The organism is Methanoplanus sp. FWC-SCC4 (assembly GCF_032878975.1).
Lineage (GTDB): Archaea > Halobacteriota > Methanomicrobia > Methanomicrobiales > Methanomicrobiaceae > Methanochimaera > Methanochimaera problematica.
The window spans coordinates 1,237,822-1,257,511 of the sequence record NZ_CP043875.1; the positions used below are offsets into that span (position 1 = coordinate 1,237,822).

Here is a 19,690-nt window from a genome sequence, read left to right on the forward strand (position 1 = left end):
GGCATAATGATTTAGGTCTCTCTTTTTCAGCAGGATTGTCATTAAAAATCAATATTGTAAATATCCCGTATATTTTTGAATGAAAATTGGATGAATTATATTATGCACACCACACTCTTCATCTTTTGTCTATTAGAAAGATAAATATGAATATCATTACCAGACACTCCAGGAGTACGAATTCTTTTCATCATACAATTTATCTATACTCAATGATATGAAATTTCTAACCAAAATGAGATTTACATCTCATCTTTTTAGCGATTTATAGTTATTATTCAGCCAGGTTTCATCAAAATGAATTTGCATCCTGAATAAAGACTTTTTAAATCACAGGATTTTTCATTCATACGGTTGAGGAATTTATTTCATATTTTTCTCTCTGCCTGATTTTATGAGACAAATTCTAAATTACCAAATTTTAAAAAGGTTAGGGATTTTATCTCATGTAAAATGTGGTTCATTTAAAAAGATTATAAATTCTGCCATTTACTTCAATTTCTGACTCTATTGTGTTATAACCGGGTTTTTCAAATTTTATTTTATGAGCTCCTCTTCGAAGATCTATCTTAATTTCTCCGTTTTCATCAGTCTTGAAAATTCTGGAGTTGACATATACATACACATTTTCAATGGGTAAACCTTCTGAGTCACTGACAATTATTCTGCAATCTCCTTCGAATAATGAAGCATAATCCAAAATAAAATCCTGTCTTTTAATAGAGGGTTCAACAGTTATTTTCTTTCTTTCATTTCCCTCAAGATCAAAGCTTACAAACATAATGTAATTCTCATCATTAACATACTCACGTGAGATACGGCCATTATTTACATTATATGAATATTTACCAGCACTTAAAAGAGGCATTGACAATCCATAAGTGACCCCGGTTATTTCATTATCATGTTTGTTGGTCACATCAAAAACTGCATAATCCATCCCTTTTGTTACATTCACCGAAATATTCTGCAGCATTAAATAATGAGCAGAGATCTCATCCAGACTTGTGAAAGTAACTCCTTTGTCTTTAGAACGGTTAATAAATCCAATGAAATCTTCACTGTATATCGGGTTTCCTACATCTTTTGCATCCCAAAGAAAAACTGCCATTCCTCCATCCGATATTACAGAATCAATTGTATTTTCCCAGTCTGAAAAGGTATCTTCATCCCCGCCATAATTTGATGATAAAGCAGTACTTGAAGGTAAAGCAACAGGAATTAGTACAATACCGCTTTCATCCCCATGATAATAAGCAATTTTCGGATTTCTAAGACCTTCACGATTAAATTCTTCAAATGGAGAACCTACATAATATGCCTCAGCAAAACGCATATTTTCTTCAGATAGTGCCCTGACAGAATCAAGATTATATTTAAAATATTCAAAGAGAACTCCATTTGCACCTGTCATATGCTTAATTTCGTTTATCTCTTTTTTCTGTGATTCAAGATCCTGATATGACTGGTTAACATACATCCCGGCATATCCGACAGCGTTTATTTCATTAAAGGGTACATTTCCACCTTCAATTCTGGCAACCTCATTATATTCCACATTCAACTCATCAATTGTTTTTAACCCCCCATTAGAATAATCCATTAATTCATCTTCTGATGCAAGAAATGTGATTACTCCCGGAATTTTCCCTTCTGAAAAGGGATATTCAAAAACAGAAGAATAGTGATCAATATTAATCTCAGCTGTATTTTTGTCCCCAACTGAAAAATACTGGACATGGTTAACAGATTCAGAAGGAGCCAATGTATATTCGGAGTATACTAAAATGTTACCTAAGTCATAATACAAAGAACCCCCATAATATATTCTATCAGGATATGGAACTAAATCACCGTATCTGAGAAGTATTCCGGTGTTTCCTTCATTAAAGTAAATTTGATCAAATTTTTTATCTTTCACCAAAGCACTATCATGGGAAGGATATATCTTCTTGGTTATCGGATTCTTGTTTCCATTCTCTAAATTACGATATTCAAATTCAATCACAGGAGCAAATATTGAACTTGATAAACCAACTCCCATTCTTGAATCACTATTTAGATTAATCCAGTCATTTGCAATTATGATCTCTCTTTTAAAGGCCTTTTCATAAAACATATATTTTACAATAAGTGTAGCCCATTTTTCAGCATTATCAGTACTTTTAATGGTTGTTTTATAGATTATACTGTCATCATCTTTGGATATTACTGAATAATCCAGATTATTTAATTCATAGACTTCTTTCTTATTCTCATCACCATCACTTATTGAAATACCAATATAATCAGTATAAAATCCATCTTCCAGGAGATTAAGCGTTTTAGTACCATAATACTTTATCTCGGGTGAATTTTCACTTATTTTTACTTTATAATAGTCATTTTCAAATAAGTATGATGAACCAAAATCATAAAGATCGGGAATAACTTCATTAAATTTTAAAGAATTTTCTTCAAAGATCTTTTTCTCAACATTTTCCTTTTCTGAAATATATTTATATATTCCAAAATTATCTGAAGCTGAAAAGATTTTATCCAATTTCTTATTGGAATCTATCGCCAGATCGTCGAAATCAACATCCAGGTATCCTTTAAGAATTCTGTTTGAAGATATTATGTACATTATATTAAAAGAATACAGATCTTTTGTAAAATCTTCAGCACCATGAGTAAAATAAGTTTTTTTCAGATCATCAAGATATCTTTTAGTTTCAGAACCGGAATGAACACTTGGTGTAACCTTATCCGCATAGAGATCAATCCTTTCCCTATAAAGAAAATCAGGAATACCTTCAGAAGGGCTTCCAATTTCACTTAACCAGATGAGATGTTCTTTTTCAGTATCGGAACCTGTAATTATTGGTTGATAATAAAGATTTCCAATAACAGGAACAAAAATAACTGGAATTAATATAAACAAATAAAATGTCACCGATATACCTTTTTTAAGGCTTTCTTTTCTAATTCTTTTATCAAGATACTCTTTAAAAACAGGTAAAATATAAAATAGTCCCGCTACAGCTGCAATTGGAATTATCAAATAAAGATAATGGATCTCTCTAAGTGCTCCTGTCCCCACATTCTCTGCTGAACTCATTGCACCAGGTAAAAGAGCTGTAATAATTAGAGAAAGGGCTATACACTTCCCTTTTGAATCCAGCCTGAATATTCCAAAAACAGAAAGAAAAGTCTGAACAGGCCCCATCCAAAATGGGGTCATCATTATTCCATGAGAAATATGATTTATGTTGCCAATAAAGGGTATGCCAATAAATCTTTTCTCTGAAATACCAGTTAATCGGGAATGGAAATAAAGAGAGAGCTTTATTGCCATAAATATGAAAGAAGACCAAAATATTGCGTATATATAATTGTTTGAAACAAATATACTGTCATAAAAAATTTTTCCAAAATCCTGAATAAATTCAATCCCTGAAAATGAAGAAATTGATTCTGTTATTGAAATTATAAACCTTCCTTTATCGATGTACTGGGGTTGTACAAAAGGGAAAATCTGAGCAATTAAAACATATAAAAATAAAAGACTCACTATCAAAATGTACATCCCAATCTCCATTTTTTTCCATATAACCGCATATAATATAAGATAAACAGAGGTAAAAAATATTAAAAACATATATGTTCCGGTATGAGTGAAACCAAGAGTAAATACAAGAGTAATCAAAATGAACATATTTTTAATATCCGGTTTATGAAGTGCTAAAAAAATAATAGAGATTAAAAATAGCATTGCAAATATTCCTGAAGAATAATTGAGTAGATTTAAAGTTAATAGTGGCATTGATATTAAAAATAATATCGAAAATAATGATAATTTTTCTGACTTAAAAAATTTATCAGCATAAAGGTAATAAATCATTATAGTGACAAAAAACAAAATCAGAGGCAGCAAATATGCAAGGGTCAGCCCATCAATTCCGGTTATTTTCATCACTATTGAACCAAAGATCCATAATCCAAAAGGATAATCAAAACCAAGATATTCTTCACTAAATGAAGTTTCATAAAACCCAAGCAGTGAATATGATTCAGCCATATTCAATGTATTATATACATGTGTGTAAACATCTGATCCGGAAGGAGACAGGAAAATGAGGGTAGGTACTATAAACCCAATAATTAATGTAAAGAATAAAAAACATATTAAAGAAGGAATCTCCCCACCATTACTCCACACAAATATATGTTTATTTATTTTCTCCCAGATATTTTTCACAACACTAATAGAAACATTAACATAATATATACCTTTTCCTCAAGATAACCAAATATTTTGACGATAATAATTCAGCATAATAGGATGTGATTTTACCAGAAAGAGCCTCCAAAAATAAGAAATATAATCAGGTTTATTATTTCTCAAATCAGAAGGGAGTTAAAATAAAATGCACGACATACTAACCAAAATAACGGCTACAACATTATTTATTATATTTTTATTAATGCCCTGCTCATCATCTGCAGAAATTCAAATCGCAGGCCATATGCCAAATGGTCCATCATTTGACATCGTAGAGGATAATGGCTATCTTTACGTTGCACAGGGAAGTGAGGTCAGAGTTTATGATGTTACAAATCCTGAAAAAATTAAAGATCTTACATGGAAGAATTACATTTCAAAGATTTATGCTGGAGAGAGTGTAAAGAGCCTGTATATTCAGCATCCATGTCTTCATATTGGATATGCAACTGGTTACATAATCGCAGACATAAGAGATCCCTTTAAACCTTTCATTATTTCTTCCCTTAAAAGTCCATATGAAAGAACTGAAATAAGAGATGTCGAGGTTTACGGCAATTATGCTTATCTTACCGTATACAATGAAGGTATACAGATAGTGGATATATCAGATGTTTCCAATCCGAAATTGGGAAAGATTGTCACGATGACCGGGTACAACAGGCCATGGAGAGCTTTTGCAGCAGACGGCTATCTTTACGTATCAAGAGAAACTGATAATATTCTTGACATTTTTGACATTTCAGATCCAAAAAATCCAAAGTTTGTCGGAAACTACACCGCAAATTCTAAAGGAGACAGTTTTTCAGGAGTTGCAGTTAAAGGAAACTATGCATATGTTGTCGAGTATCACAACGGAATCAGGGTTGTTAATATATCAGATAAATCAAATCCGGTAGAAGTCACTAAACTGATGAATATTGATGCAAATGATATTAAAATTCACGGGAATTATGCATATATATCTGTCCGCTACCAGGGATTTAATGTGATAGATATCTCAAATCCAAAAAATTCGTTTATTGCAGGGAAAGGAGCCGACATTCAGGGATATATAGAAGGAATTTTCCCAACAGGTGATTACACATTCCTTGCAGGAGAGTCTATGGGATTTGGAATATATGATACTTCAAATCCCAAACAACCAGTTTTACTAACAAAAGTCCCAGTTGTTGGTGGTGTTGACTCTGTAGTTGCAAAGGACGATCATGTGTTCATCGGTGCACACAATGACGGAATGTGGGTTATAGACACTCACGACAAGGAAAATCCGATAGAATCGGCATTTATTGAGACTCCGGGAAGATTTTCTGATTTAAGTATACAGGATAACTATCTCTTTGGTGCAGGAGAGTGGGGAGGGCTGAACATGATTGACATTACTGATCCAAAGAAACCGGTCACAGTTTTTGTAGATTATATGGACAATATAGGGGCGGTTCTTCCAGATGGCAATTATATCTATACATCTGCAGGAATCGTTGACATCCACAATAAGTATTCACCCAGATACATTTCAAGAGACCTTCATTTCGATGGAAGGCTGGCAAAACTGAAGGATAATATCATACTCGTTGCGGCATACAAAGGGAAATATCCGGGTCTTCACGTAATAGATGTTAGTAAAAAAACAAATCCAGTCGTTATAAAAACATATGATAGTGGAAAACCATTTTATGACGTATCTGTTGACAATAATATTGTAGCTGTTCTTAACGAAAATAATATAATTTTTATTGATTTTACTGATGAAAAAAATCCAAAAAAGATAGATGAAATTAGCTATAAAGGCGAATGGACAGGTCATTCAATAATTCTCAATGAAAATATTGCATATGCAGCCGGAGGCCCTTTAGAAAGCATAAAAGTTTTTGATTTTTCAAATCCCTCTAATATAACCCAGATTGATTCAGGTTCACTTTGGGGAACATATAATTGTATAGATTATCATGAGGGGATAATATATGCAGGCAATAAGTTTGGTCTTTCACTGCTTTATCCAGAAGATATATCAAAAGAGCTGATAATCTCTAAATCAGAAAATTTCATTAATGATGATGAACGAACCGGTCAAAAATCATTAAGCATTAAAAAAGCACCCGGCATTATCACCCCCATCTCAATTATTGCCATATATTATTTTCTAGGAAAATATTATCTGAAGCATTGATTTTTAGAGAATATTTAGAACCTTGTTTTGGAAAGGAAGACTCCAAATATTAAACAGAAAATATCACAACCAATATAATTAAACATCTCTAAATATGCTTAAAAATTAATTATCGATCAATTCAAATAAAGTAATCCGGGAAAAAGAAAAGTTGCTAACAATCATTTAATAATTATTTTAAATATAATGACCTGCGATATATTATAAAAGTCCATTACATTTTAGAGAATTTATTAAATAATATCAGATTGGGGGAAGGGCAAATATGACCATAAAACATCTTGAATCAATATTTAAGAAAAGTGAATTTGAAAAGGCAATAATTATTGCAATAATTATTGGGATTTGTATTGCAATACCTTTCATATATAATGCATTAAAAGGAGAAGACTATTCATCTCTTTATCTGCTTCCCGATTCATATACAAATTATCCTGAAGGATCAACTACCTCTTTTATTTATGGGGTGAAATCCTTTGAAAATGTAGAAACAAATTATGACCTTGAGATATTTATTGGAGATATTTCTGTAAAAAAAACAAATATTATGATCAAACCCGGAGATACTTATGAAAAAAAAGAGACAATCAAAACAAAAAATTTAGTATATCCTATAAAAGTCAGTATTTTTCTGAAATCACCTGATAATATATATAGTGTACATTACTGGTTAAAAAATTCTGATTAAAACTATTTTTTTGATTTGCCAAATAAATCATAAATGAACTCTTTTTTAATATATCCGGTTTTCAAAGTCAATGCTGAAAATATAATTGCAGATAATAATAATCCAATTAATGCAGGGGGATTTAAGATATACAATACTAAAGCTGTTGCTAAAGAAGAAATTATCAGCTTATCAATCATTATTAGAAGATTTTTTAAAGGTTCCAAATCTTTTGAGAATAAAATAGTAACTATCGCGAATAATATATATAATGAGGTACATGAAATATATGCCCCCAAAAATCCGTTTCCATACCCGTATTCTTTAAATAGAGCCATTAAAAATTCAGTCAGGAAGAAGAATAAAGGTAAAATCAAAAGCGGAATCAGAGTGTAAATGATATAATCCATTTTTTTATCAGCAAAAGACAGATTTAAACTGGCAAGAAAATTTTGAATGAATAAAAAGAGGTATCCTATAGCAAGGATAAAAATATAATCGGATGCTATGACATATTCAGCTGAAAAAAGAGTTTTTACAATAAATTCTGAATAAAAATAAAGTACAATTATCAAATAAAACATAAAAGAAAATAATCCCCTGCTTACATCTCCCAAACCCCCGTTTTTGTATATGTCTTCTTTTTTTGAGGTTGTTGCTTCAGGTACTGAAACATAGTTCATTGTACCCAATGAAAAAAGAAGAAGGGAAGCAAGTGTTAATGAAATATCATAATATCCCTGCCATGTTACCCCCAGATTGTGACTTAAAACAATTTTTATTATACTTTGTCCAATTGTAGAAAATGAACTTACAACAAATAATGACAATCCAAAAGCAAATATTTTCTTAGAGGGAATTTTAATTGACTTTATCAATGCAAAAGACTTCCTGTGCTGCCTTGAAAATACTATAAATAATAAAGGAATTGCATTGGAGATGGCAAAAACAAATAATATAATCTCAAAGGAACAGATATCAGATAAAAATAATAATAAAATAACTATAAGTCTAACCATTGACGGCAGAGCCATAATAATACTTGGAACCGAGTACATTTTTAATCCGGCAAAAAGTCCCTGAAAATCAATAATTATACTCATAAAAAACATTGAAACAACTATGACAGTATAGAAAAGCCATTTTTGTTCCAGCGGAAGATTTAGATAATCAAAAAAAACATCGCTTGAAAAAAATAATAAAACTGATATTATGATCATCAGAAAAATACTGCACACGAGTGTGAAACCAAAATACTTTTTTCCCTCCTGGGAATGTGATAGCATATGATAAAAGTTAAGATTGGTTAATAACTGGAACATTCCGGGCAGTGATATTGCCACTAATGTAATCAAACCATATTCATATGGTGTGATAGAATTTGCAAGAACTAATTTTGTCAGAACTCCGGCTCCTCTTTGGAGAATGAGTGAAAATATGAAGAGCAAAGAATAGTATGTAAGAGTTCTTTTGATTCTGATTGTATCCCCCCAAATATTAAGTTCAATAATTTAATAACAATCATACTAATTGTTGATATATATATCTACAAATTATCTTTTTTAGAAATTGATCCACTTTTGATTCAATATTCATTAAAACCATTCCATCAACCCCATAATAAAAAAGATTATTATCTATAATTTCATATTTTGGAAACATATTATGAGTATACAATTCGTATCTTTTTGAATCCTTTACAAAATATATTTCATCATTAAATTTAAAAATAGGACCAAGACTCTTTACCCCTCTAATGAAATGATAGATTTGTTTTACACTGGCGGTATTGTCAATAATATAATCTGACATTTTTGGCTCAGGAGCTTCTTTTCCTTCAATATCCTGCCGGACTCTTACCACATTATCCTTAAAAATATTATTCAAAGCATCTATTGCCAAATCAGAACCAATTGTGGAAAGTGCTCTTCTTAGTTCTGAAATATCTTCTCCTTCTCTTAGAATGTGCTTTTTTTGCAGTATAATATCTCCCGTATCCGGCCTTTCATCAATATAGTGGATTGTTACACCGGTTTCATTTTCGCCATTTTTTATAACCCAGAAATATGGATCAGCCCCCCTGTAATCAGGAAGTAAAGAGGGATGGTAATTAACTGCTCCAAAATTTGGAACATTAATCAAATTTTTTTTTAGAATCTGGTCAAAAATACAGCAGAATATAATATCCGGATTGAATGAGTTCATAAAATCAATAAAAGACAGGGAATTCACATCATTTATTTCAATATATGATATTGAATTCTGTCTTGAAATTTTCTTCAGATTATCTTTATTTCTTAAATGAATTCCTCTATAAAGATCTCTGAGTAAAGGTAAAAAATATCCTTTCTCTTTGCCCGATACAACAATCAGAATATTAAAATCGCTGGATATCAATTTTGATAAACATTCACAGGATGTAATGCTCCATTTTGTACCCATGAATATTATTGAATTATTTATTTAAATCACCCCCAACAACTAATAATTATATATTAATCCCAATAGTTTCCATTTTAAAAATAATGGTACATTTGATTATACATCTCATTTGCTTTTTTCATAATTTTATAATTATTTGAGGCATACTTCTCTGCATTATACCAAATGCCAATTTCCGGATTAAATTTTGATTTAAATTTTACCAATCTTAAATCATCTCCGGAATCCATTTCTTCAAAATAATTCAGTCCTTTGCCACAGGCCCATTTTATTAATTCCCATTGAATCAAATCATTTGGGTATATTCCTTTAAGCTCTGATTTGGGTACACCAACCCACATATAAATTAAATCCTCATAAATAATTGATATCATGCCTCCAACACTCTGATTATTATAACAGGCAACAAAAATCTTCATATTATCCGGATAAAATTTATTATATAATTCATTAATATAATCCATATAGTCTGAAGGACGATAACCCTGTTCACGGTATCTGCGGGAAAGAGAATCAAGAATATACTCAAGATCATATCGATCACCATCTCTAACTGTTACCCCCTCTTTTATGCAATGATTTATGCTTACACGGAGTTTTCTATCAAATTCAGACCATATGCAATTAATTCCTTTTTTGAGATCCAGGCGATAAGTATAAACCGGCTCGATATCATAACCCGACCATTTGAAAGGCCTGGCATCTAATATACCGGGTGCTGAGCGAATACGGACATACTTGCATTTAATTTCAGAAAACAGGTATTTATCCACCTCATCCTGAATTTTCATTAAAACGCTTTCCTTTTTATGCTGCTTTAAATCATCATAACCGGGAATAACAGGGCCAAGGTAAAGAAGATATGAGCCGGGAGGCGGGGAAAACGCAACTTTTACAAAACCTTTTTTTTGTATGAATAAAGGATATAAAGCAGTTAGCTGGGAACCTTTGTAGATCATCAGAGGATATAATTTTCCTTTACCCTGTTCTTCAATGATTTTCAGCCAGTCCCATGTATGGAATATAGTACCATGATTTGAATCAAGAACCGCCTTGTTCCAGATTTCTTTATCATCTTTTGTTCCTATTCTAATCATAACAATATATCTGTGGTATTTAATGACAATGCTTATAATATTTTTGACACCATTTCAGCAAATTTATAGATTTTTGATGAATGCTTTGATGCAGAATACCATATACAAAGCTCAGGGTTATATTTTGACTTAAAATATCTGAGCCTTTGATTCTCTCCGGAATCCATCTCTTCATAGTACTCAAAACCATTATTATATGCCCACTCAATAGCTTCCCACTGAACTAAATCATTGGCGGATATTCCGGGAATATTGGATTTGGGTATACCCACCCAGAGATATAAAATATTTTTATAATATAATGAAATCATACCTCCAACCCGTTCACCCTTATATTTTGCAACAAAAATTTTCATGTGATCTTTATGAAAAGTGGCATAAAGTGATTGAAGATATTTTTTGTGATCTAAAGGGCTGTACCCCTGCTGTATGAATCTTTCCGAGAGAGAATTTAATAAAAATTCAAGATCCTCCAAATCTCCATCCTCAACATAAACACCTTCTCTTTTTGCTTTATTTATGTCAACTCTCAGTTTACGATCAAATCCTTCCCAGACAGATTTGATACCTTTTGTGAGATCTATTCTATATGTATAAAGAGGATCTACCACATAATCCTGCCATTTATATTGCCGTGAATCATAAAGACCAGGTGATGAACGTATACGAACATATTTACAGCCCATATCCGAAAAAAGATAACTGTCAATTTTTTTCTGAACTTCATAAAAAAGACTTTCCTTCTTATTCTGCTTTAAATTCTCATAATTTATGAACACAGGGCCAAGATAGAGAAGATATGATCCGGATGGTGGAGAAAAAGCCATCTTTAATGATTTATAATTTTTTATATAAACAGGACAAAGTGCGACAATCTGTGTACCGTTATAGACCATCAAAGGATAAAGAGTACTTTTAGAATACTTTTCTACAATCTTTAGCCATTCCCATTTATGAAATATTGTTCCATATGAAGAAGTATCTATAAGAGTATCCCACTTCATGGATTCATCGTCACTTGAAATATTTATATTCAGATTCATCATTTTCAACAACATCCATTCATAACATAATAATATTTGTCAGCCAATCAAATCGAATGAATAACTTACACACAATTATTTTTTTATTTTAGAGCCGATAATTCCAGAAACAGGTTTTAGCACAGATACATATCCTTTTTCAGCAAAATTTGCTAATGCAGATGCCTTTTTTACATTAAATCTCAGTCGCAGATCAGGATCAAACTTTGAAAAGTGACTGTGAAGCCTTTGGTTTCCTGCTGTACCCATTCTTATATAGTGACAAATATTTTTTTCAGATGCTTCTTTTATCTCTTCCCAGCTAAGTAATGAATTTGGTGAAGGAGAGAGATCAAAATAAGGTTTAGTACTGCCAATCCAGCTTAATACTTCATCTTTATATTGCAGTTTAATACTACCAGTAACAATTTTTCCATCAAATTTAGCAACAGTAACTTTAACATTATCGCCAAATGAATCATATATTTCATGCAAATACTCTTTTGGAAGTGATAACTGTCTATTTTGATCATCGTACCTTTTAACAAGAAGTGCATTTATTGCATCAATTTCTTCATGTTCACCTTCTTCGAGTATAACTCCCTGTTTTAAGGATTTTTTTACATCAACACGGATTTTTTTCTTAAAATTTTGCCATATCTGTTCTATACCGCAGGATAAATCAATATGATAGTCATATGTCGGTTCTACTTCATAACCTGCCCATTTAAATGGACGTGGATCGGGAAGATTTGGTGGAAGAAAAATACTTATATAATTTGCACGCAGCTCCTGCTGAATAAATTTGTCCAGTTCATTCTGAAACTTTTCATAATAGATCTCTTTTTTATTTTGCTTCAAAGAGTCATAATCGACAAATACAGGCCCAAGATACATTATTCCTACATGAGGAGGAGGTGAAAAAACCATTCTCAATAATAATTTCTTTTTATAAAATAGTGGAAGAATAGCAATTGGTACTGTATTATTATATCCAATAACCGGTATTAATCTGCAATCCGAATATTTCTCGGCAATTTTAAGCCATTTCATTGTATGGAATATTGAACCCTGAGGTGAAGACTCAACAATATTATCCCATAACTCAGTATCCTTCTCACTTGCAACTTTTAATATGATTTCCATATTTATCCCCCCAAGACTTCTAATTCAATAAATTCTCCATGATATAATTTATCAGTTTGTATAGACACCATATTATTTTTTGACTTTAAAATCTTTGCATTGATTATATTTTTAAGACTCACATCATCAGGAAAATAAATATCAAAATAATGAACTTCATTTTCAGGAAATGGAAAGATTCGGATGGTATCTCCATCATATTCATAATCAAATGACGTTAATTCTCTCCATTTCCACCATTCGTAAATCTCCTTTGCACTTGTCACCCAAGATTCCTTGTCATTGCAATATCTCACCACTCTTTTGTATTCATCGGCCCAGCCGGGAAACTCATAGTCATTCAATACAGAATGGTGCCATAAAAGAGTGAGAACACCGCCAACTTCTTCAACTTCCTTTTCAATTTTTAAAAACTCGGACCATGGATCCTGAAATCTGAAATAAGGCAGATCTTCAATAACAGTTGGTATCTCCAATAAATCCAGTTCACGATTTTCATCTTCATAAAAAGGTCTGAATGGGAAACATGAACCCCATCTAAAACCGAGATATTTGTTGGAACCCAGTGTGGTATCATATAATAAGCCTGCATTTTCATGAAAAATCCAGGTATTTGGAATTGTCAGATTCAAATTATGCTGTCTGCCACCAAAAATCCTGTTTCCAAGCACATTCTCAAGGGAATCCTTTTCATTTTTCAATAATTCCGGGTTATTATATGAATAAAAAGAGCCATGAAGACCAACTTCCCAACCTTTTGAATGAATTTCACGAATCAGCTCTTTGATTTTAGGATCATTCCAGTCATAATTTCTCCCCGCATGCCTCCAGGTTGTTTTATCCAGATATTTTATCCTGCCGGATTCATTCAGGAAATAAAAAGATGATTTTACATTGAGATTGCCCTCCATTTCCATAACCTTTTCAAACGTCCAGTAAGGTTCATAACCCTTAATCTTCTGTACGAATGAATAAAACTGATTTAAAAAACCGTTAAAATCCTTTTTTTTTACAAGTTTCAGTGGATGGGTTATCCATTGATAGCTCTTTTTCACTTCATCAACGTCGTGTGTTAAACAGACAGCATATTTTTGCCCATTTTTCCATAAAGACTTTTTAATCAATGGCAAATTTGATTTCTGATGAGCATAAAGAAAAATATCAGATAATATTTTACAATAATAATCTACAAAAGGCAATCGGATCAGATTATTAATTTCATCTTCGTTATTTTCCCTGAATCTTTCAAGATTTCCGGAGAGACAGAACCCTATATGCTCAAAAAGATCAAGACCTACATCAATTCTGTCTTCACCAAAAACAATACAGGGATATTGCCTGTTTTGTCCGGAATACATGAGACGATAATCACCGTCAGATAAAATTTCAGCAGGATATGAAAAAACAGGAATTTTTTTACTACGGTATATTATATGGCCTTCAATTTTATTTTTACATCCACCATCTTTATCGTCAATGAATTTATTTGCAGTAAACCATCTTTTAAGTTCATCCGGCTTAATTCCGGATTTTTCCGAGAAATATCTCTGACCATAAAGTGAATAATTACTTTCCAGAGTATCAATAAATATTTTCACACCTTATCCCCCCTGATGCTTATTATAATTTTAAAGGAACCTTTGAGATTACAAACCTTCTTTTTCCAGACCTTCCGGAAAGTGGTATTTCATCCACGACATCTATAATAATTTCCATATCATCCCCCATTTTTTCCTGAAGCCTTTCTTTGATTAGATAATAATCAGAATCATTAAAGTGTTCATTTTTTTTCAATTTAATTAAGATTTTATTCTTCTCTTCCTGTATTACCTGAAACTGATCCACACCTTCAATATATTCAAAAAATATGGTAAAGAAATGGACCACAAAAATATCACCCCGGGGTGTTATTATTATATCAGAATCCCTGCCTTCAATCTGTTCCATCATTGAAAGACATCTTCCGCAGCTGCATTTTTCATCAGAAGGTTTCCCCAGATCATTTATTTCATACCGTATGAACGGCATAGCATAATTATTCAGATTAGTAAATGTAATATTGCCGGTTTCACCTGTGGAGACTTCAGAGCCTTCACGAAGGAACTCCACAATTACATCTTCATCTGATATATGATACCCCCTGTGCTCCTCACATTCAAAAGAAACAGGTGTTCCTTCCCCGCCATATGCATCAAATACCCTGCAATTAAACTGCCTCTCTATAGCATCACGATAATGAGGAAAAAGCATATCCCCGGTTGTTGTTATGGATGCACCGGAATATTCAATATCTGACTTTTCCATCAACTTAGCTATTGCATAAAGATGAGAGGCATATCCACGAATTATTTTGGGCCTGAATTTCCTTATTTTTTCGATTTCTTCGAGTATAGTCTCCTCATTGAGCTGAAGGGCATAAACATATTTTGTCTTTAAAAGCAGATCCTGCATTTTCTTGTGGGCACTGGTCCTTGGGTTCAGACTTATTTTGACATAATGGTCACCAATTTCATATCCTCCCCAGCCCCAGCAGCGGAATGTCTGTGCCCACCCCGCAGAATATGAATTTAAATCTAAGAAATATGAAAATGGTTCTCCGGTAGATCCACTACTATAGGTTTTCATAATTTTAGAAGAAGAGATATTTTGTGCAAGCAGATCATTTTGATTTTTTCTGATTATATCTTTTGATAAAACAGGTATTTTTTTCAGATCCAACTTGCATTTTATATCATCGGGCTGTAAATTATTCTCCCTAAACAACCGGTGATAATAAGGAACATTCTCATAAGAATGTATTATCATGGCACGCAGCTTTTTTAACTGAAGCTTTTCAAGATCTTCTGCCGACCACCACTGCGTAGTTTTTATAAAATCCAAATGACGCTGAATACATGTATGAGAATATCTCTCCATGACAGGAAAAGTAACTTTTTTGAAAAATCTGGTCATATTAATCCCCCACATTCATGAAAGCTATCCGGATAATGTTCAATAAAATACGTCATCCATTCTGCAACATTTATCTTGTCTTTTATAAGGACATCACGTTTGATCTGCCATTCATCCTTTGAATTCTCATTTTTGAGAATCTCAACACCTTTTTTTAGTGCCTCATCGGATCTTGCAAAAAAGTACATTATATCATACCTGTTTTGCAATTCTGAAAAGTTGCCAATAAACTCTCCGGTAGGCCTGCCGGATGAAGTTGATTCAATATGAATTGACGGTGTTCCCAAAACCGCGGCTTCAGCAGCCATTGTCCCGCCTTCACCGATATACAGTTGAGCATAATACAGGAGTGAGTGCATTTTTTCAGGAGAGATATGCAGCCTGTATTTATCCAGTTCGCTTCCAAGTTCTCTTTCAGATGTAACAAATACCTTACCAAACTCCTCAAGAGTTTTAATGAATTCCAGTTCTTTCCCTCTCTCAATCCCCTGCAATCCAATGTCATGAGAAGCCGCCCAGGAAATAAAACGAAGGACAATATATCTCTCATTTTCCAAAACCCCGATGCTTTTCAGAACATCGGGATCAGGAACGAAATTTTCAGGGTGAAGGTACGCAAGTTCCTTATATCCGTTTATTTTCACATGCTTTCCCGGGTCTACCTGCTCTTTAAAGCAGGAAGGCGTACAGATTACTGTTGCAAACGGATATGTCAGAATTTTTGCTATTTTTACATTTTCAGTATCATTAAAAATTATTGAGGGTTTTTTCATAATTTTGGCAACATGAGCAATGTATGGATTGTGAACGCCTGCCAGAATATCCGGATCAAATTTTTTTGCAATATTATATAATTCCAAATCAATTTTTATCATACCAATTGCCTTTTTAAAAAGGCCGTTATATGCTTCACCCCTGTTTTCATATGGAATTCCATACGCATCCAAAAGGTCTTTTGTAATTTCCTTATTTCTTGCAGTTACTTTTACAGCATGCCCCCCCTTTTCCAGATTTTTTATGACATTTTTAAAGAGGTGAATATGGGCAGGATGACCAATATCAAAAAGTACTCTCATATTTCATACCCCCAGTCTCATAACCCATTTAATTACTTCAAATGCCTCCGCATATTTTTCTTCAATCTGCGTCCCCCTTGTCAGAGCAAGCCCTCGTATGAAATTATCTGATAAATATGACCTATCCTTTTGAGTTTCATAGCACTTTAGTGCCTCAATTTTTTTCTCCAAATGCTCTTCATTAAGAGAGATAAAAGCTAGCGTATTAAATGTAATATTGTTCCATGGCTGTTCATAGCCTAGTATGGTACATTGTTTAAATGCTCTTAAAGTCTCCTCCCGTGTTGTTTTATGATCCTGATGAGTATCATAAGTTGAAGGAGTGAATACCAGATCTGGTTTTATTTCATTTTTTAAACTGATCAGTACATCAAGAATCTCCTGCCTTAACCGTGGAAATTCCCGTACATCAAATCCATATAATATGGGTTCATCGATTCCCAGAACCTTTGTCGCTCTTTTAACCTCTGTCTTTAAAATATCCGGCGGACATTCTTTGGGAACAGACTTCTCACAACTTGATAATGCCACATAGCTGACATCATTTCCTTCTTCTACAAACCGTGCGATCGCCCCTCCGCACCCCAGTTCCCCATCATCTGTATGAGGACTTATTATCAATATTTTTTTCATTCAAACCCCCCTAATGAAGATATATTGCGATGAATCAGACAGATATTCTCAGGTGAAATACCGGCCATAAAATCTGTCCCATAGCATACATCACTTATTATTGCATATGTGCCACTCTTCTCTATTGTTTCTATATCAGAAATTTCAACTGAATTCCTCCATTTTTCTTTAATACTACTCAAATCAGTACAGACCAATAAATCATAAAATGAAGGAACAGATGCAAAAGATTTCTGAATATTATATAGCATATTAATTAAATTGTTATACTTATACTCAATTTTTTTAAAATCCTCTCCATTATTTTTTAAAAGTTGAATTTTATCACTGATATCGGAAGTAATGGAGGATATTTTATCATTTGTTGAATTGTCTAATATATCTTTTATTTGAATTTTAAATGAATTTTTCAGAACACAAAGTGAGTAATAATGAACAGCTCCAATATAATAATCATTTGAGAACCAGGATAAAATTACAGGGATGTTGTATTGAAAAGCTTTTAAGATTTCATGTGAGATTATTCCATATTCCAAAGAACCCCCTTTACCTGAAATATAAAGGCTTTCTCCCAATCCTTCTGAAAACACTATATCCCTCATGACAGCATTCAACCCCATTTTGTCATAATACTTTTCAACCCACTCATATTCACTTCCCAAAAAAAGATTATGTTTTTTACCACATGTTAGACACTCTCCAACAGAAGAATTATCTGCACCAGCAAATAATGGAATTTTCCTTCCACATTCACAGTGATACCAAAGTGGAATCTGAAATTCAGCAGCTTTTTTAATATTCAACCCCCTACTTTCAATCGCATTATTATATACTCGATTATATTTCTCCAAATTTTGTAAAATCCACCTGCATTCATCAACAAATAACTTTTCATTATGAATGTCCGAGTATCTAAAAAAATTTATATTCAAATCCAATATTTCCCTGCAAAATTTTGAATAGATAAAAGCATTAACATCTGAGAAATTACCGGCTCGTTCATAGCTTTTCCAGAGCAATTCATCGATATCATCAATATTATTAGTCACTGTAGGAATTTTGGAATTATTTTTTTTTGCGTATTCGAGATAGTATTCCTTTATCCCATTAATTTCCTTTTCCCATAGATCGTGATCAGGTTTGTTTATTTTATTAAAACATTTCCAACTGGAATCCTTACCAATATTAAACCCTATTTTCTTTTTCCCGGTTTTTTTAAAGCCGGGAATCTGATTCTGGTATAGAAGCGAGGCAGTTGATAAATTCTGGTCAAGAAATCCGTAAAGTGCAATAGCATCCCCTTTTTGCTCACCAATTTTTTCCCGAAACCAGTCCAAAAGAAATGCTTTTTTAAATGTACCCGGATATGGAATAAAATTTGGCTGATGGCTTGATTCAAGTACAATTGTATTTTTATCTATGACCAATGAATTATTTAGACCCAAATCTGCTTCTTCATGGAATTTATTTGAAATTTCAACAATTTTATTAAGATTTCTCTCCTGATTTTCATTTAAACTATGATAAGTGGTCAAATCCTGAATCAAATCATTTTTTTTCATCATGATCCTCCATTTTCAGATATTTGCCAATCCCTGATGTGGATTTTAATAAAGACCAACTTTTTAAATCTCTCTCTTTATGAGGGATATTGATGGGAATTTCATAAATTATACCCATATTTTTTTTCCCATTTTCTTCTGAAATTTCGTTTTGACTCTTTTCATTAAATTCAGACATTTCGTCTTCATCAAGCTCAGATTTGCTGTCTTTTTGATCGGATTTTATTCCTTTCGTTATTTCAGGCTCTATTCTATCTCTGATTAATGAAATGTCAAAAGTCTCCATTCCCATTTTTCCATTTCTTTTTTGATCAAAACGCCTTTTCAAAGAACTTTCAAGATATGATATCTCCAGTTTCCAAATTCCGGTAGCAATAGCCGTCAATAATAGAATCGTGATAAAAATATTTTCAGGAGTTGTATCTATACCAAGTATTATGTCAATAAAAAGAACTGACAAAATCACTGATACGATACTTAAAACAAAAGAAAATGCAATTCTCTCCAAAAATTCCCTTTCTTCTCTAATTGGAAATAATGCCCACGTGATAGCATAACCTGGAATGAATAATATTAATATCAGTCCAAAAATTGCCCTTAAAATACCCAATACATCCATTTCATCCATTCTCCATCTAAATATTTTTCAAATCGATAAT

Annotated in this window: 14 protein-coding genes; 2 read left to right on the top strand and 12 right to left on the bottom strand. The window is 32.5% G+C overall.

Annotation, left to right across the window (positions count from 1 at the left end):
- Positions 1–460 precede the first annotated feature (460 nt).
- A complete protein-coding gene (locus tag F1737_RS06290) occupies positions 461–4,240 on the bottom strand; it encodes a glycosyltransferase family protein (RefSeq protein WP_317135752.1) in 3,780 nt (1,259 codons plus the stop codon).
- Between the two features lie 268 nt (positions 4,241–4,508).
- Between F1737_RS06290 and F1737_RS06295 the strand changes: the two genes are divergently transcribed.
- Together F1737_RS06295 and F1737_RS06300 are read left to right on the top strand one after the other, a co-directional pair.
- Complete coding sequence (locus F1737_RS06295; RefSeq protein WP_317135753.1) at positions 4,509–6,434, top strand: hypothetical protein; 1,926 nt, start codon at positions 4,509–4,511, stop codon at positions 6,432–6,434.
- A gap of 265 nt (positions 6,435–6,699) precedes the next feature.
- Positions 6,700–7,122 carry a hypothetical protein gene (locus tag F1737_RS06300; protein ID WP_317135754.1) on the top strand — a complete coding sequence of 141 codons (423 nt, stop codon included), beginning with the start codon at positions 6,700–6,702 and terminating at the stop codon, positions 7,120–7,122.
- A gap of 2 nt (positions 7,123–7,124) precedes the next feature.
- Here F1737_RS06300 and F1737_RS06305 read toward each other — a convergent pair whose 3' ends face one another.
- The 11 genes from F1737_RS06305 to F1737_RS06355 form a co-directional block, all read right to left on the bottom strand.
- A complete protein-coding gene (locus F1737_RS06305) occupies positions 7,125–8,549 on the bottom strand; it encodes an oligosaccharide flippase family protein (RefSeq protein WP_317135755.1) in 1,425 nt (474 codons plus the stop codon).
- Between the two features lie 73 nt (positions 8,550–8,622).
- Positions 8,623–9,543: a methionyl-tRNA formyltransferase gene (locus F1737_RS06310; protein WP_317135756.1), complete on the bottom strand. Its 921-nt coding sequence runs from the start codon at positions 9,541–9,543 to the stop codon at positions 8,623–8,625.
- 74 nt (positions 9,544–9,617) lie between these two features.
- Complete coding sequence (locus F1737_RS06315; protein WP_317135757.1) at positions 9,618–10,640, bottom strand: lipid II:glycine glycyltransferase FemX; 1,023 nt, start codon at positions 10,638–10,640, stop codon at positions 9,618–9,620.
- A gap of 32 nt (positions 10,641–10,672) precedes the next feature.
- Complete coding sequence (locus F1737_RS06320; protein ID WP_317135758.1) at positions 10,673–11,686, bottom strand: lipid II:glycine glycyltransferase FemX; 1,014 nt, start codon at positions 11,684–11,686, stop codon at positions 10,673–10,675.
- A gap of 72 nt (positions 11,687–11,758) precedes the next feature.
- Entirely contained in the window at positions 11,759–12,808 is a 1,050-nt protein-coding gene (locus F1737_RS06325) for a peptidoglycan bridge formation glycyltransferase FemA/FemB family protein (protein ID WP_317135759.1), read from the bottom strand.
- A gap of 2 nt (positions 12,809–12,810) precedes the next feature.
- Positions 12,811–14,406 (bottom strand): polysaccharide deacetylase family protein, encoded by a 1,596-nt coding sequence (locus F1737_RS06330; protein WP_317135760.1) that lies wholly within the window; start codon positions 14,404–14,406, stop codon positions 12,811–12,813.
- Between the two features lie 22 nt (positions 14,407–14,428).
- A complete protein-coding gene (locus F1737_RS06335; RefSeq protein ID WP_317135761.1) occupies positions 14,429–15,760 on the bottom strand; it encodes a phenylacetate--CoA ligase family protein in 1,332 nt (443 codons plus the stop codon).
- A complete protein-coding gene (locus tag F1737_RS06340) occupies positions 15,757–16,836 on the bottom strand; it encodes a DUF354 domain-containing protein (RefSeq protein WP_317135762.1) in 1,080 nt (359 codons plus the stop codon). Before F1737_RS06340 ends, F1737_RS06335 begins: the two co-directional genes overlap by 4 nt.
- Before the next feature lie 3 nt (positions 16,837–16,839).
- Complete coding sequence (locus F1737_RS06345) at positions 16,840–17,469, bottom strand: PIG-L deacetylase family protein (protein WP_317135763.1); 630 nt, start codon at positions 17,467–17,469, stop codon at positions 16,840–16,842.
- On the bottom strand, positions 17,466–19,034 hold the full coding sequence (locus F1737_RS06350; protein ID WP_317135764.1) for a hypothetical protein: 1,569 nt from the start codon (positions 19,032–19,034) through the stop codon (positions 17,466–17,468). The genes F1737_RS06345 and F1737_RS06350 overlap by 4 nt, the downstream gene beginning before the upstream one ends.
- Positions 19,018–19,659 (bottom strand): DUF1616 domain-containing protein, encoded by a 642-nt coding sequence (locus F1737_RS06355; protein ID WP_317135765.1) that lies wholly within the window; start codon positions 19,657–19,659, stop codon positions 19,018–19,020. Before F1737_RS06355 ends, F1737_RS06350 begins: the two co-directional genes overlap by 17 nt.
- Between the last annotated feature and the right edge of the window lie 31 nt (positions 19,660–19,690).

What these genes read in the sequence shown, in the direction of transcription:
- F1737_RS06295 (WP_317135753.1), top strand. Translation starts at nt 4,509, where the DNA reads ATGCCAAATGGTCCATCATTTGACATCGTAGAGGATAATGGCTATCTT.
- F1737_RS06300 (WP_317135754.1), top strand. Translation starts at nt 6,700, where the DNA reads ATGACCATAAAACATCTTGAATCAATATTTAAGAAAAGTGAATTTGAA.
- F1737_RS06310 (WP_317135756.1), bottom strand. Translation starts at nt 9,543, where the DNA reads ATGGGTACAAAATGGAGCATTACATCCTGTGAATGTTTATCAAAATTG.
- F1737_RS06315 (WP_317135757.1), bottom strand. Translation starts at nt 10,640, where the DNA reads ATGATTAGAATAGGAACAAAAGATGATAAAGAAATCTGGAACAAGGCG.
- F1737_RS06320 (WP_317135758.1), bottom strand. Translation starts at nt 11,686, where the DNA reads ATGATGAATCTGAATATAAATATTTCAAGTGACGATGAATCCATGAAG.
- F1737_RS06325 (WP_317135759.1), bottom strand. Translation starts at nt 12,808, where the DNA reads ATGGAAATCATATTAAAAGTTGCAAGTGAGAAGGATACTGAGTTATGG.
- F1737_RS06335 (WP_317135761.1), bottom strand. Translation starts at nt 15,760, where the DNA reads ATGACCAGATTTTTCAAAAAAGTTACTTTTCCTGTCATGGAGAGATAT.
- F1737_RS06340 (WP_317135762.1), bottom strand. Translation starts at nt 16,836, where the DNA reads ATGAGAGTACTTTTTGATATTGGTCATCCTGCCCATATTCACCTCTTT.
- F1737_RS06345 (WP_317135763.1), bottom strand. Translation starts at nt 17,469, where the DNA reads ATGAAAAAAATATTGATAATAAGTCCTCATACAGATGATGGGGAACTG.
- F1737_RS06350 (WP_317135764.1), bottom strand. Translation starts at nt 19,034, where the DNA reads ATGATGAAAAAAAATGATTTGATTCAGGATTTGACCACTTATCATAGT.
- F1737_RS06355 (WP_317135765.1), bottom strand. Translation starts at nt 19,659, where the DNA reads ATGGATGAAATGGATGTATTGGGTATTTTAAGGGCAATTTTTGGACTG.